This is a genomic window from Castellaniella sp. (genome assembly GCF_036379515.1).
Classification (GTDB): Bacteria; Pseudomonadota; Gammaproteobacteria; order Burkholderiales; family Burkholderiaceae_B; genus Castellaniella.
Genome location: NZ_DASVGN010000032.1, coordinates 60,363 through 73,483 on the forward strand (window position 1 = coordinate 60,363; position 13,121 = coordinate 73,483).

General features: G+C 61.1%; 15 protein-coding genes. 3 read left to right on the forward strand and 12 right to left on the reverse strand.

What is annotated here, in order from left to right; genetic code table 11:
* Positions 1-36: 36 nt before the first annotated feature.
* From VF285_RS11600 to fliF, 6 genes are read right to left on the reverse strand one after another with little or no spacing between them, the layout of a single operon-like run.
* Positions 37-1,251 carry a flagellar hook-length control protein FliK gene (locus tag VF285_RS11600; protein WP_346952784.1) on the reverse strand — a complete coding sequence of 405 codons (1,215 nt, stop codon included), beginning with the start codon at positions 1,249-1,251 and terminating at the stop codon, positions 37-39.
* Positions 1,252-1,264: 13 nt separating this feature from the next.
* Positions 1,265-1,711 carry a flagellar export protein FliJ gene (fliJ, locus tag VF285_RS11605; RefSeq protein WP_346952785.1) on the reverse strand — a complete coding sequence of 149 codons (447 nt, stop codon included), beginning with the start codon at positions 1,709-1,711 and terminating at the stop codon, positions 1,265-1,267.
* Entirely contained in the window at positions 1,701-3,167 is a 1,467-nt protein-coding gene (gene fliI / locus VF285_RS11610; protein ID WP_346952786.1) for a flagellar protein export ATPase FliI, read from the reverse strand. The genes fliJ and fliI overlap by 11 nt, the downstream gene beginning before the upstream one ends.
* The gene (gene fliH, locus VF285_RS11615; protein WP_346952787.1) at positions 3,164-3,946 is read right to left on the reverse strand and encodes a flagellar assembly protein FliH; all 783 of its coding nucleotides are present in this window, start codon (positions 3,944-3,946) and stop codon (positions 3,164-3,166) included. The genes fliI and fliH overlap by 4 nt, the downstream gene beginning before the upstream one ends.
* Entirely contained in the window at positions 3,930-4,934 is a 1,005-nt protein-coding gene (fliG, locus tag VF285_RS11620) for a flagellar motor switch protein FliG (RefSeq protein ID WP_346952788.1), read from the reverse strand. The genes fliH and fliG overlap by 17 nt, the downstream gene beginning before the upstream one ends.
* Positions 4,921-6,567: a flagellar basal-body MS-ring/collar protein FliF gene (fliF, locus tag VF285_RS11625; protein WP_346952789.1), complete on the reverse strand. Its 1,647-nt coding sequence runs from the start codon at positions 6,565-6,567 to the stop codon at positions 4,921-4,923. Before fliF ends, fliG begins: the two co-directional genes overlap by 14 nt.
* Before the next feature lie 341 nt (positions 6,568-6,908).
* Between fliF and fliE the strand changes: the two genes are divergently transcribed.
* Positions 6,909-7,247 carry a flagellar hook-basal body complex protein FliE gene (gene fliE, locus VF285_RS11630; RefSeq protein WP_414648134.1) on the forward strand — a complete coding sequence of 113 codons (339 nt, stop codon included), beginning with the start codon at positions 6,909-6,911 and terminating at the stop codon, positions 7,245-7,247.
* 13 nt (positions 7,248-7,260) lie between these two features.
* Here the strand turns inward: fliE and VF285_RS11635 are convergent, their stop codons facing one another.
* Genes VF285_RS11635 through VF285_RS11660 form a run of 6 tightly spaced genes read right to left on the reverse strand, consistent with a single transcriptional unit; the run spans position 7,261 to position 11,384 of the window.
* Complete coding sequence (locus VF285_RS11635) at positions 7,261-7,590, reverse strand: EscU/YscU/HrcU family type III secretion system export apparatus switch protein (RefSeq protein ID WP_346952791.1); 330 nt, start codon at positions 7,588-7,590, stop codon at positions 7,261-7,263.
* A complete protein-coding gene (locus tag VF285_RS11640; RefSeq protein WP_346952792.1) occupies positions 7,571-8,773 on the reverse strand; it encodes a flagellar hook-length control protein FliK in 1,203 nt (400 codons plus the stop codon). Before VF285_RS11640 ends, VF285_RS11635 begins: the two co-directional genes overlap by 20 nt.
* Before the next feature lie 3 nt (positions 8,774-8,776).
* Positions 8,777-9,112 carry a flagellar protein FliT gene (locus VF285_RS11645; protein WP_346952793.1) on the reverse strand — a complete coding sequence of 112 codons (336 nt, stop codon included), beginning with the start codon at positions 9,110-9,112 and terminating at the stop codon, positions 8,777-8,779.
* Between the two features lie 14 nt (positions 9,113-9,126).
* The gene (fliS, locus tag VF285_RS11650; RefSeq protein ID WP_346952794.1) at positions 9,127-9,558 is read right to left on the reverse strand and encodes a flagellar export chaperone FliS; all 432 of its coding nucleotides are present in this window, start codon (positions 9,556-9,558) and stop codon (positions 9,127-9,129) included.
* Positions 9,559-9,567: 9 nt separating this feature from the next.
* A complete protein-coding gene (gene fliD / locus VF285_RS11655; RefSeq protein WP_346952795.1) occupies positions 9,568-10,962 on the reverse strand; it encodes a flagellar filament capping protein FliD in 1,395 nt (464 codons plus the stop codon).
* Between the two features lie 35 nt (positions 10,963-10,997).
* Positions 10,998-11,384, reverse strand: coding sequence for a flagellar protein FlaG (locus VF285_RS11660; protein WP_346952796.1), 387 nt, complete (start codon positions 11,382-11,384; stop codon positions 10,998-11,000).
* 229 nt (positions 11,385-11,613) lie between these two features.
* Between VF285_RS11660 and VF285_RS11665 the strand changes: the two genes are divergently transcribed.
* Both VF285_RS11665 and VF285_RS11670 read left to right on the forward strand, forming a co-directional pair.
* Positions 11,614-12,384: an RNA polymerase sigma factor FliA gene (locus tag VF285_RS11665; protein ID WP_346952797.1), complete on the forward strand. Its 771-nt coding sequence runs from the start codon at positions 11,614-11,616 to the stop codon at positions 12,382-12,384.
* Between the two features lie 194 nt (positions 12,385-12,578).
* Positions 12,579-13,010, forward strand: a complete 432-nt coding sequence (locus tag VF285_RS11670; protein ID WP_346952798.1) for a hemerythrin domain-containing protein — start codon at positions 12,579-12,581, stop codon at positions 13,008-13,010.
* Positions 13,011-13,121: the final 111 nt, after the last annotated feature.

The following is a 13,121-nucleotide window of genomic DNA, read 5'->3' on the forward strand; positions in this document are numbered from 1 at the left end:
GGTAGATCCGTGCGCAAATGCGACCGGGTTCAGCATTTAGGCGAAGGTGTCCACCAGCGCATTGGGGCTTCTGCCGGGTGGGGTGCCCAAGAGGCCATTGGGCACGACCGCCCCTGCCTGGGCGCTGGGTGTCAGGCTGAAGACTGGCCCTTCATGGTGTCTCTGGCCCGAAGACTCGGATTGGTTGAAGCCCTGTTGACCCGTCTGCTGATCACTGACGCTGGCTTGGCCCAGCGAGAGCCCGGCCTGGGCAAATTGCTGTTCCAGATTGGGGAGTGCGTTTTCCAACGCCTGGCGAACGTGGGCGTGGGGTGAAACAAAGGCCGCCTGAGTGCTGGCGTCACCAATCTGGAGCGTGATATGCACAGGCCCGAGTTCGGGCGGATTGACGTGTAATTGCACGGTGTGCAAGCCGTTGACCTGGGATTGGGCAATCGAGACGATCTGCTGGCCGAACCCCTGTGCCCATTGGGGGCTCGATAGAGGAGTGGCCACCGCCAATGTGATGACGGGGTTCGTGACTTGCGGGCCGCTGGGTGCCGGCGTTGCCATGAGTCCAGCTGAAGCGACTGCCGCGTCGGAAGGTGAATCCGTCGAGGTTGCCATGGCCGGCACGGAAACACGGATGGGCACGGCTTGGGTTGTTGCCTGCGCCAGCGTTTGCGGCTCTTGCGCCTTGGCAACTGTTGGCTTCCCCTGTGAGGGGAAGGCCACCTCTTCGGGCAGAGACACCTGCAGGCCGGCCGTGGTTCCCTTGGCTGCTTCTGCGGCCTGGGCGAAGTGGGCTTGACCGGCCGAGGTGTCTTTGGGCGAAGCCTGAAGGCCCGGAGCAGAGCCTTTTGCCAGTTCCGAGGTTGTTGCTGCTGTCGTGATCAGAGTGTCAGGCAAGAGCACGGCAGGGCCCGAGCCCTGCGCGCGGGCAGTCCCGGCGGCAGCGCTTGTGGCGTCGCCTCGAGACGCGGTGACCGGTGTCGGATCGATAGCTCGCATGAGGGGAAGCGCGGCGCTATCGAGAATCAGCGCGAGTGTGGTGTCGGGGTCTTGTGGATCCTGGGTCTTGTCGTTGTTCAGCTGCGTCTTGGGAGACTCGGACGACGAGGAGACCTCTTTGCCTGAAGGCGGTTGCTGCTGCGAGAGCACTTTGGAGAAATCCTGCGTCGAGCTGCCTGTGTCAGTTGCATCCACGGTCCGCGCCGCGGCGTCGGCGCGCGTCTGGGCGGGGCTGGTCGTAGGAGGAACGGGCATGGTCATGATGTTCGCGGGTTCAATGGGTCTGTCGGCGCCGATACAGATTGGCGGCCACTTCGTCACTGGCACGTTGCTCGTTGCGTTGCTCGCGATACTGAAGCTGGCGCAGCTGGCGGGCTTTCAGCGTTTCGTACGAGTTCAGCCGCTGCTTTTCGTCGTGCCACTGCCGGCGTCCCGCCTCGAGCCGAGTGTCAATTTGTGCGATGACCTTATTTTGCTGTGAAATCGCGTCGTCCAATGTGGCGATAAACTGCCTAAAGTTATGGTAATTCGAGGCGGTCACGCCGCCTTCGGTGGTTGATTGCAATCGCCGGGTGTAATCGGCGCGGTAATCGTCCAAGGTCCCCAGCTGGCCCTGAGCCTGGCGACGCTCGGTGCTCAATTCGGCCAAGGCCCGCCCGGCCTCGTTGAGTTTGTCTTGTGTCAGGTTGATGAGGACGTCCAGGGACGATTCACGCGGCATGGTGAGGCTCCTGATCCAAGGCTTGCGCCAGACCGGTCATGGCCGTTGCGTAATCCACGCGGACGTCGACGCCTTGTTGAAGGTAGCGTTCCAGCCATGGGTAGCGTTCGATGGCCCGGTCAATCTCGGGGTCATTCCCGGTGGTATAGGCACCGACCGCGATCAAGTCCCGGTTGCGCTGATAGCGGGACATCATGCGTTTGAACTGGTGCACCTGTTGAAACTGCGTGGCAGGAACGATGGCCGACATGACTCGCGAAATCGAAGCCTCGATGTCGATCGCGGGATAGTGTCCCGATTCCGCGAGGCTGCGCGACAGCACCACGTGGCCATCCAGGATGGCACGTGCCGAGTCCGCGATGGGGTCTTGTTGATCGTCGCCTTCGGTCAGCACGGTGTAGAAGGCGGTGATGGATCCTGCAGCGTGCCCGTTGCGGGGCGCGCCATTGCCGGCGCGTTCGACCAGCCCTGGCAGCTTCGCAAAGACGGACGGGGGGTAGCCTTTTGTGGCCGGCGGTTCACCAATGGCCAAGGCAATCTCGCGTTGGGCCATGGCGTAGCGCGTCAGGGAATCCATGATGAGGAGCACGTGTTGCCCTTGATCGCGGAAGAATTCCGCCAGGCGTGTCGCGTAGACGGCGCCTTGAAGACGCAGCAGCGGCGAGACGTCTGCGGGAGCGGCCACGACGACGGACCGAGCCAGGCCTTCGGCCCCCAGGTTGAGCTCGATGAACTCCTTGACCTCGCGCCCGCGTTCGCCAATCAGGCCAACGACGATGATGTCTGCCTGGGTGTAGCGGGCCATCATGCCCAACAGCACGCTTTTGCCGACACCTGATCCCGCAAAAAGCCCCATGCGTTGACCCCGCCCGACGGTGAGCAGGCCATTGATCGCACGCACGCCAACGTCCAGGACGGTGTCTACGGTCGCGCGTGCCAGAGGGTTGATGGGTTGTGCCGTGAGCGGAGCCAGTTCGAGATCAGTCGGAAGAGGCTTTCCGTCCAAGGGGCGCCCCGCACCGTCCAGCACGCGTCCCAGCAGGGCTTGCCCCACGGGCAGATGACGGGCTTGTTCTGCGCTGGCGATGGCAACCGCGTCGTCGCAAGAGGTTTCCGGAAGGGGAATGGGGGCCAGCTGCAGGGTTTCTGCCGGCAGCACACGGGCCCCCGGCTGCAGGCCGGTAATGTCGCTTTGCGGCATGAGAAACAAGGTCTTCGCCTGGAATCCTACTACCTCGGCGTCCGCCCACAGGTTGCGTTCGGAGGCGACTTGGACACGGCAGGCGGCGCCTACAGGGAGTTGCAGCCCGGTCGCCTCGAGGACGAGGCCAGTGGCTCGGGTCACGCGGCCTTCGCGCTGAATGTCCTGGCGTGCGGCAATTCGTTCTTCACCATTGGCCAGTTGGGTTCTCCAGCGTGCCCCTGCGCTCATCAGTGGCTCTGGGACCGTACTCATGATGCCTGGGCCGGCAGGCCAAGTGCAGTCGTAATGCGTTGCCAGCGTGTTTCGAAAGTCGCATCCACTGACCCGTAGGGGGTTTGCAGTCGGCATCCTCCTTGGCTGACGGTGGGATCTGCCAGCAGGCGATAGTGGTCCGGGTCGGGCTCCTGCTGCAGGAATGCCTCCACCAGCGCGAGGTCTTCGGGGTTCAGATGCAGGGTCAGGGTCGTGTCCTGGGGCACTTGGGTTTGCAGAAGATCCTGGACCAGGTCCACGATGAGGCGTGGATTTTCGCGCAATTCAGTATGCAGGAATTGTGCTGCGATCCGGGTCGCCAGGCGAATCATCGCCTGGCCTGCCTCGGCCTCAAGGTCGTGAATCGCCGTGGCACAGGTCTCGACCAGCCGCCCCAGTTGCTCCGCCTGCCGTTGTGACTCGGCAGCACCTTCCTGGCGTCCTTGCGCGAGGCCCTCTTGATGGCCGGCGAGAAGACCTTCGCGGCGACCTCGCTCCAGGCCTTCTGTGTGGCCCGCCTCCAGGCCTTTTGCTTGCCCGTCGCGCCTGCCTTCTTCCTGACCCTCGCGATAGCCAAGTGTCCGCGCTTCTTCCAGTGCTTTGGCGCGCGCCTGTGCGTCTGGATCGGGTTCGTCTGCCAGAGGCAGCTGGCCCGTGCCGTGCGTCCGTTGCTCTGAGCGTGTGCGTAAGGCCCCCAGCGATTCCATCTCCCAGCGCTGCCACCGTGCCCGAACTGTGAGAGGGGTGGGGCTGCCGGCTCGGTCAGACGTATTCGTCATTGCCCATACTCAGGTTGATCTGGCCTGCTTCAGCCAGCTTGCGTGCCACCATGAGGATAGATTTCTGTTCGGTTTCGACTCTGGACATCCGGACAGGACCTTGGGCTTCCAGGTCGTCGCGCAGAATTTCGGCGGCACGGTTCGACATGTTCTTGAAGAATTTGCCGCACAGCTCTTCGCTGGCGCCCTTGAGCGCAATCGTGAGCGATGCGGTGTCGATTTCCTTGAGGATGAGCTGGATGGCAGCATCTTCGACGTCGATCAGGTTGTCGAAAACGAACATCTCGTCGACGATGCGTTGGGCGAGGTCTGCGTCGAGGTCGCGCAGGCTGCTCACCACTGCTTCTTCTTCTGTACTGCTCATGAAGTTCAGAATTTCTGCTGCGGCACGCACTCCTCCCATCTTGGAGCGCTTGGTGCCTTGGCCCGACAGCACCTCGTTGAGCACTTCTGTCAGTTCGTGCAGTGCTGCAGGTTGCACACCGCCAAAGGTGGCAATACGCATCATGACGTCGTTTCTGACCCGCTCGTTGAGCAGTGCCAAAATCGCCGAGGCCCGGTCCCGCTCAAGGTGGACCAGAATGGTGGCAATGATCTGCGGGTGCTCGTCGCCAATGAGCTCCGCCACGTTGGCAGGCTCGAGCCAATTGAGTGCGTCGATTCCCGATACGCTGCCGTCGCTGCCGGCTTCCAGAATGTCTTCGATGATGCCCGCAGCCCGATCCGTCCCGAGTGCCTTGGTCAGAACCGCGCGGATGTAGTCCTCGGAGCCCAGCGTGACCGCCATGAATTGGTCGGCCTCGCGGCGGAAATCTTCCAGCACCTTGTCGACGTCGCTGCGTGAGACCTGCTTCAGGTTGGCCATGGCCAGGCCGATCTGCTGGACCTCACGCGACGTCAGATTCTTGAAGACCTCGGCAGCCTCGTTTTCCCCGAGCGACATCATCAGGATCGCGCAGCGCGTGAGGCTGGCTTCAGGAATTGCCATTTTTACCGTCCATCCAGGATCGCAGCACCATGGCGACTGCGCGTGGGTCGTTTTGGGCAAGCGTACGTGCCGTGTTCAGGTTTTCTTCGTGACGGCTGATCTCGGAGGCGCGCACTTCATCCTGGCGGCGTTGCTCGCGCATCGTCTCCAGATGTGCTTCGTTCTTGGCGCGCTCCACCTGGGCACTCGCAAACCCCTGAACCACGGGGCGCAAGACTGAGCGCCAGAGGAAGAACAGCAACAGCAGGCCAAGCAAGACTTTCAACCCTTGCAGAGCCATGCTGCGATAGGCGGGGTCTTCCCAAGGCTTGGGCGCCGGCTCGCCTGCCGTGAATTCGTTGTTGACCACACTGAGCGTGTCGCCGCGCTCTGACGAATAACCCATCGCCTGCTTCACCAGTGCGTTGATGTTGGTCATTTCGTCCTGGCCCAAGGGTGCGGGTTTGCCATCCTTGTCGCGGTAATTGACAACTACGGCCACGGACAGCCGTTGCAACACACCAGGTTCATGTTTGATGTGGTTGATGGTGCGATCAAGCTCGTAGTTCACGGTCGCGTCGTTGCGAACGGACTGAGGCCCCGATGCAGCTGGTGCGGTACCCGTGGTGGCTGCGCGGGCTCCGCCAGCTGCGTTGGCCGTTGGCGCAGGCGGATTCGTCTGGATGGGGGCAGTGGCGTTGGCGGGCGGGGTGTTCGTCAGGGCGCCAGGCACCCCTTGTGGCGAAGTTGGCTCGCCCTGCGTGGAATCGCTGGTTTGTTTGCTGCGAATGGCCGCAGTCCCTGGTGTCTCGTTGGGGCGATAGGTTTCGGACGTCTGCTCGCGTTGTGAGAAGTCGACGGTAGCGCTCACTTGCGCCCGAACGTTGCCTGAACCCACGATGGGGTTGAGCAATGTCAGGATGCGTTGCGTGGTGCGTTGCTCGATGTCGTTGACAAAGCTGCGCCGGGTGCTGTCCATCCCGGCGCTGCCTTCGGGGGTGGACAGCAGGTGACCATCCTGGTCCACGATAGAGACGTTGGCGGCGTTCAGTTGAGGGACGCTGGAGGATACCAGCCACGCAATGGCGGAAACCTGAGCTTCGCTCAGGGTTCTAGAAGGGAAGAGCGTCAGGAGCACGGACGCAGTGGGCGCCTCGCGATCGCGTACGAATAGTGACTGGCGTGGAATCGCCAGATGAACACGCGCCGACTTGACCGGATGAAGTGCTTCAATTGATCGGGCCAGCTCGCCTTCGAGTGCCCGCTGATAGTTGATTTGTTCCGCAAACTGGCTGGCGCCGAACTTGGGTTCGTCCAGCAGTTCGAAGCCGACATTCCCGCCGCGCGGCAGGCCCTGGGCAGCAAGTTCCAGTCGCAGCGTGTAGACCTGATCGGCGGGCACCAGGATGGTGCTCCCGTTGTCGGCGAACTTGTAGGGGACGTTGCGCTGGCTTAGAACGTTGACGATGGCGCCGCCATCGCGGCTTTCTACATTGGAGAAGAGCGTCCGGTATTCGGGCTCGCGCATCCAGAGCGCAAGCACGACGAGAATGGCCACGACCGCAGCACCAAGGCCCAGAAGTACGGGTTTTGGTAGCACGGCCAATCGTGCCAGCGCCGGGTTGCGGTTGATCCAGTCGTTAGGGAAACTCATTAATGGGCGCGCTGGGTTTTAGAAGCCGGCACGGGCCATGAAGAGGCCTTGAATGGCTGGGAGATGGTCATGCCGACGTGGGGAAGGTTGAGATCTATGGCCGCCATTATGGCCGTGATCAATGTGGCGGCAAGTCTCGAAAAAACCGGTTTTTGGGGCTTAGTTAGAACGATCCGGATGGAGGTTGCCCTGTTTCTGGCTCAATCGGCAAAACTACGGGGGGTTGTTGGGCTTGTTGGGACCCTTGTCTGATGCGGGAGCGCCGTATAGTGCGATATCTGCCCGATATGCGCACCCGTGTGTCGGGCCCCCAGGTCTTGAAATTGGACGATTGTTTAATGATCACTTCCCAGGCCCTTTCCAGTGTGGAGAATCTTCTTTCCCAGATGAGGTCGGTGGCGCAGGCGGCCCAAGGGGGCAGTGCGCTGGGCGCCGATGCATCGTCGCCGCTGCAGGCGGGCGGGTTTGCCGCTGAATTGAGCCGTTCGCTGGGCCGGGTCTCTCAGGTTCAGAATGCGGCCAACGCTCAGGCACAGGCTTTCGAGCTGGGCGACCCGGGTGTCAGCTTGAGCAATGTCATGATTGACCTGCAGAAAGCAAATCTCTCGTTTCAGGCCACAGTCCAAGTGCGCAACCGGCTGGTCGAGGCCTACAAAGACATTGCCAACATGGCGGTGTAACCCCCCCCGGGGGCTACAGGTGCTCGGGAAGTGAAAGCCCGGGCGGTGGCCGTTTAAGATTTTCAGGCGCTTCACCGGCATCGAGCGCGTACAACCAGCCCAGCAGCTCCGCGATCGCCACGTACAATTGCGGCGGAATGTGGGCGTCGAGGTCAACCTGCATGAGCAGGCCCACGAGTTCGCGTGATTCGTGGACGTAGAGGCCGTGTTCGTGAGCCGTGCGCACGATAGTGTCCGCCAAAGTGCCATACCCTTTAGCGACGACGCGTGGGGCGCGGTCAGACGGATCGTAGGCGAGCGCGACGGCACTCGTGCGGTTGGACTCAGGCGAAGGGGACTTCATGGGACGTGGAGGTGGGTGCCTCTGGGGGGGACTGCGTGACTGAGAGCTGGCTGGCCTTGAGCCCTTTTGCCAGCAGTCGTGTACGCAAGGTCTCAAGCGACGCATCAAGTTGAGGGGCCGATTGCGCGGCCGTCATCTGCAGCACCAGTTGATCGTGCAGCAGGCTGAGCCGGGCCTGGACGGTGCCCAGCCGGGGAAGGTTGAGTTCAAGCTGCGTGGCCCAGTGCTGCCCTTCGAAATCGTGTGGTCTTGGGTCTTTGGCATTGCGCCTCTGGATTTCCCAACGCAGTGGGGCCCCTGGCCAGGCTTCTCCGCACCAGACGACGCTTTGGTTGGCCAGGACCTCCAGTTGCTGACGGACCAGTGGCTGTGCTTGCGGATCGATTCCAGGTGCCGTGTGGCCAGAGGCTGTCGCCGCCGCGTGCGTGGTCGACGCTGCAGAGGTGTCATGGGGGGACGTGGAGAGGTCGGGCGCCAGAGCTGATGCAGACTGGGATGAGATCTGAGCCTGAATTTGCTGTGCAAGGCCTCCGGGTAGTGCAGGTGCTTCTTGGAGGGGCGGGGGCGTGGAAGGCAAAGGTAGTGCCTGTGGATCGCGTGCCGTTGCGGCAAGGAGCTGGCCTTGTGGCTCCTGGTGGAGTGCTTGTACCGACGAGGCGCCGGCCGTGAGCTGGGCCAGGTGGGATTCGTAGAAGAGTCCGCTGGATTGTATGGACTGCTGCAGCGTGGTGGCAATTTTTGCTACCAGGGCCTCGGAGGTGACCTGACTTGGGTTTGATACCAGAGCTGTCTGCGTGCGGATCGAGGTGTCGGCTTCAGGATAGGTGTTCAGCAGCGCAAGGATGGTACGTGCGGCATAGCCCAGTGTCGTGGGGGCCGATTGTGTGGCAGTGAACTGAGTGGTGGCGCGCCCTAGCAAATTGGCCAGCCGCATTTCTTGCGTGGCTTTGCTGACGGCGGCACGTTGCTGCCCTTGGGCGGCTGCTTGGTCGACGGCTTCCTGGGTGTCGCGTTGTACCGGATTCTGCAACCCGGATGAAGCTTCTGGGTTGCCCGGCTGCCGCACGGCCTGGGGGCCTATGTCTTTGGCCAGCGCCGCCTGCTGGCTCAAACCAATGCCCAGGACAGCGTCCAGCCGCTGGATGAGGAGGGTTCCGAGGTTGGACGGGGCTCCTATGCTCATGGCCTATCGTGGGCGAGTGCCGGAGTAATAGGCCTGCAAGACGTTGCGTTGGCGTTTGAATGCTCCCAGCAGGTGGCTCAGCCTGTCCATTTCGGGCGACATCAACTGGCGGATATGCGCGTCGTTGTCCAGGATGAGCGTCAGCAACTCGCGCCGGGCATTTTTCTGGTCGTCGTCCAGCGGCGCCAGTGTTTTCAAGTGTTCGACTGCGTCTCGGTACTGCTGGCCGAGCTCGACGAGGGCGTCCCATTCCTGGGTCTGGGCTTTGCCCAGCATCTCGGTCGAGAGTGCAGCAATGGCCTGATAGTGCCGGATCAGCGGGGTGTGAAGCGGTGCCAATTGAACGTCCTGTTTCAGAGGGAGGTCACCGAAGCCCCAAATTGCGGGTCTGCTGCAATTTGCCATGCTTCTGCCAGGTTGTCGAGCAGGATTTTGGCTTCGTCGAGCTTGCTTTCGTCCTGGTGCAGGTTGGCCTGCATCAAGTCGCGAATGACGAGGTCGTATGCTGCAATCAGATGACGTGCAACTTCGCCACCGCGCGCGGAGTCGACACTTGCCTTGAGCCCGGAATCGACGATGTCGATTGCTTTTGAGAGGGCTTTGCCGCGCTCGGCGATGTTGCCGTTATGCAGATGGTGGCGCGCTTGCGCCAGTGCCGTCTGTGCGCCTCGGAACAACAGCGAGATGAGTCGTTCGGGAGAAGCCCCCATGACTTCGGTCTCGAGGCCGATATTGGCGTAGGACCCGGAGGCCCGGGCGGCGCGTGAACGCGGTGCGTAGGTCATGATGAGTGCTTACTTGTTTTTGGATCCGTTTAATACGGTCATCTGCTGCGTGAGGTAATCACTAACGGATTTCATCTGTGTTGCCATGGCGTCCAGCTGCGTGAATTGTGTCCGGTAGGTATTCATGCGCTGGTTGATGATGTCTTTGGTGGATGCGATTTGCTTGTCGATGTCCGCCATGGTTTTGGTCAGGCCGTCGCTGGCAGTCGAAAATATGCCGCCCGGTCGAGTGAAGGCGTCCACGGCGGTAGTGATCTGGGCTCCCACGCCGGTGCTGCCAGTGAATAGTGCTTTCACGCTGGCGCCGTTGTTCGCGAGTGCCTTGTCCAGCACGGTCTGATCGACCACCAGTTGGCCCGACCTTGGGTTGACCATATCAAGGCTGATGCCGATCGAAGACAGATTGAGACCCGAGCTGGAGTCGACCGCACCCATGAGGACACCTTGCAGGCGCGTCTGTACTGAGCGCGCCACCGAATCGCCTGTGAGCGCCGACGAACTTTGGGAACCGACGTCGTACGCCGTGAGAGACTGGATCGTGCTCTGCAAGTTGTTGTAGGACGAGACGAAGTCCATGATGGCCTTCTTGGCCGAACTGTCGTCGCGCGTGAGGGCCAGATTGGCCGGGCTGCTGGTCGTCTTGTTCAGCGTCAGCGTCACTCCGTCGATGACGTTGGTCACCGTGTTGGTGTGGCTGGTGATCGCGATGCCATTGACGGTGAGGGCTGCATCCTGGGCGGCGTGGACCTCGACATTGGCGTTGGTGCTGGATGAATCTGCGTTGACGGTGGTCCCCAGGAATGCCTGCAGGTCGTCGTTGCCGGTCACCTTGATTTCTGTGATGGCGGCCTGGGTCCCGGTATCGCGGCTGGTCAGCAGCAGACGGTAGGGGCTGGAGGCATCACCGTCGTTGACGATCGTTGCATTGACGCCGATGTCAGGGTTCGTGTTGATAGCCTTCACGAGGCCATTGAGCGAGGTGTCGGACAGATCCAGCGAATGCGTTTTGCCGTCGGCTGTCGTGATGTCCAGCGTGCCTGCGGCACCGATGGCCGCCATGCGATCGGCCCGTCCGTTGTAGACCATCGACTGCTGCGTGGCCAGAGCATTGACTTCGATGGAGTACTGGCCCGGGATGGTGTCCGGGGCCGCCGTGGCCGAAATGGAGTCCGAAGCCGATTTTGCCGAGATGGCGCCGAAGCTGTCGACCTTCTTGAGGGCTTCTGCAGCCACTTGAAAAGCCGAGACGGTTCCTTGGAGCTTTCCGTAGGCCGAGACCTTGGCCTGGTTGGCAGTTTGCCGGGCCTGGATCGCTTGCAGCGCCCTGTTTTCGTCGTTTTGCAGACTGGTCAGCAGGCTGTCGAGGGGAAGCCCGGAGATACCCAAAGAATTGACGGTCGGCATGGATGAGTTCTTTTCGTGTAGGTTGGCGGGAAGTGTCAGGCTTGAGTGTCGACGCTCGCGCCCTGCAGCTTGACGATCATTCTGGCGACCTGCAACACTGCGTCTGACGGGATGGTGCGCAGCACCTTGCCCGACGCCGTGTCGACGATCGAGACCACCAGTCTTTGCGCTTCTTTGTCCATGTCGAATCTCATGCTGGTCGACCAGGCCTGAAGGTGGTCGTTGACTTCAGTCAGGGCCTTTTCCAGCGCGGATTCAGGCTGCCCTGCAGTCTTGCGCTGACCCATTGTGTGGGCTCCCGCCTGGCTGGCAGAACCAGACGATGGCAACGCTGCAATAGGTGGCACGGAAGGACGTTCGGGTTGAGGCTGGGGCAAACTCGCCCCCAGAGCTGCGAGTGCTTGACCGATGGGTTGGATCATACGAGGCCCCTGCGAATGACTGATGTTTTCCGGATGTCGTGCGTCAAACCACCCTTTTTGGGCGGGTGCATCCTTTTCTGCCATAACGGTCGCTGGGTCCTGAACTTTAGGCTGGAAAGTCGTTATTTTTCCTCAAGAAGCGAGGCTATGGTCAGTGGAACTCGCCCGACATCAGCCGCTTGCTTGGTGAAATGGCAGGGTGATCCTGCGGCATACTAGCGGTGTCAACATGTCATACGGGTCTGCAATGCCTCTGTCCGAGGAGCAGCTGATTAGTCAATACGCGCCTTTGGTGCGCCGTCAGGCGCTGGCGCTGATTGGCCGGCTGCCGGCCAGTGTGGAGCTCGACGATCTCATGCAGGCGGGGATGATGGGCTTGCTTGATGCCGTACGCCGCTATCAGCAGCGGGCCGATGCGCAGTTCGAAACCTACGCCATTACGCGTATTCGGGGTACCATGCTCGACGAGCTGCGTAGCCAGGACTGGTTGCCGCGCAGCGTGCGCACCAAATCGCGCAGTATCGAAGGCAGCATCCACGCGCTTAATCAGCGCCTGATGCGGCCTGCAACCGAGTCCGAAATCGCCGAAGAAATGGGGCTGGATTTACCGGCCTATCAGTCGCTGCTTGAAGAGTCGCGTGGTGTGCAGGTCCTGATGATCGAAGATCTTGCCCAGCATCGCGAAGACCACGAGGGGGCTTCAGTGGTCGACGGGGTTGCCGATGACGCAATGGCCAACCCTCTGGACTGGCTGGTACGTAGCGGTCTCCGAGCTGTATTGATCGAGGCAATCGATCAGTTGCCCGAACGTGAAAAACTGCTGCTTTCGCTGCAGTTCGAGCAGGACCTGAACCAAAAAGAGATCGCGGTGGTGCTTGGTGTCACAGAAGGGCGTGTGTCGCAGCTGCGGTCTCAAGCGATAGCGCGAATTCGTGCCTGGTTGGCTGCCCACTCCTGGAACCCTGCAGAGCATTCCGACGACTTTCAGCAATTGCTGTGAGCGTGTTGTGAACGTGTGTACGCAGCCGCCTTGTGCTGTCTTAAAGATGTATTTAACATATATCTTATTAAACACATCATCAGGCGTAACACCCAAGACGGGCGCCTGAAACGAGCAATTGATTTTTTCTCGGGGAAGGCCCACTTGTGCTTGCATGCGACAAGGGTTCGACCTCTTCTTTCAGAAGGTGCAGCATGAACATCGATCGATTCAAGGAACATCACGTTCAGATCATCTCCGGCATCAATTCTCTGCGCGCTTTGGCGCATCAGGGCATAGAGGACAGGGCCGTCGACATCGCCTACGAACTCAAAGCGCTCGCTCAGGTCGTGACGCAGCATCTGGCTATTGAGGACCGCATCCTCTATCCGTCGTTGGAGCGCAGCGGTGACGACCATCTGGCCACGATGAGCCGGACTTACCAGGACGACATGAAGGGCATTGCGACGGCATTCATCACGTTTGCCCGTCGGTGGGGGAACGCGACGCAGCTGGTGCGTAACCCCGAAGTCTTCCGAGCCGAGGCTAACACGGTGTTGCACGACGTTTATGCGCGCATGCTGCGCGAGAACCGCGAATTCTATCCCGCAGTCGAGGCGTTGAACCGGGACGCTGTCCCGGCCTAGAGTGCCTGTTGTCACCGGCTTTCCGTAAAGGCGCGTTCTACGCAGACAGGCGGCCATGGCCGCCCGGTCCTTCTCTCGGCGGCGAAAAGGCATTCTATAATGCCCCGTCGG

What these genes read in the sequence shown, in the direction of transcription:
- VF285_RS11600 (WP_346952784.1), bottom strand. Translation starts at nt 1,251, where the DNA reads ATGACCATGCCCGTTCCTCCTACGACCAGCCCCGCCCAGACGCGCGCC.
- fliJ (WP_346952785.1), bottom strand. Translation starts at nt 1,711, where the DNA reads ATGCCGCGTGAATCGTCCCTGGACGTCCTCATCAACCTGACACAAGAC.
- fliI (WP_346952786.1), bottom strand. Translation starts at nt 3,167, where the DNA reads ATGAGTACGGTCCCAGAGCCACTGATGAGCGCAGGGGCACGCTGGAGA.
- fliH (WP_346952787.1), bottom strand. Translation starts at nt 3,946, where the DNA reads ATGACGAATACGTCTGACCGAGCCGGCAGCCCCACCCCTCTCACAGTT.
- fliG (WP_346952788.1), bottom strand. Translation starts at nt 4,934, where the DNA reads ATGGCAATTCCTGAAGCCAGCCTCACGCGCTGCGCGATCCTGATGATG.
- fliF (WP_346952789.1), bottom strand. Translation starts at nt 6,567, where the DNA reads ATGAGTTTCCCTAACGACTGGATCAACCGCAACCCGGCGCTGGCACGA.
- VF285_RS11635 (WP_346952791.1), bottom strand. Translation starts at nt 7,590, where the DNA reads ATGAAGTCCCCTTCGCCTGAGTCCAACCGCACGAGTGCCGTCGCGCTC.
- VF285_RS11640 (WP_346952792.1), bottom strand. Translation starts at nt 8,773, where the DNA reads ATGAGCATAGGAGCCCCGTCCAACCTCGGAACCCTCCTCATCCAGCGG.
- fliS (WP_346952794.1), bottom strand. Translation starts at nt 9,558, where the DNA reads ATGACCTACGCACCGCGTTCACGCGCCGCCCGGGCCTCCGGGTCCTAC.
- fliD (WP_346952795.1), bottom strand. Translation starts at nt 10,962, where the DNA reads ATGCCGACCGTCAATTCTTTGGGTATCTCCGGGCTTCCCCTCGACAGC.
- VF285_RS11660 (WP_346952796.1), bottom strand. Translation starts at nt 11,384, where the DNA reads ATGATCCAACCCATCGGTCAAGCACTCGCAGCTCTGGGGGCGAGTTTG.
- VF285_RS11665 (WP_346952797.1), top strand. Translation starts at nt 11,614, where the DNA reads ATGTCATACGGGTCTGCAATGCCTCTGTCCGAGGAGCAGCTGATTAGT.
- VF285_RS11670 (WP_346952798.1), top strand. Translation starts at nt 12,579, where the DNA reads ATGAACATCGATCGATTCAAGGAACATCACGTTCAGATCATCTCCGGC.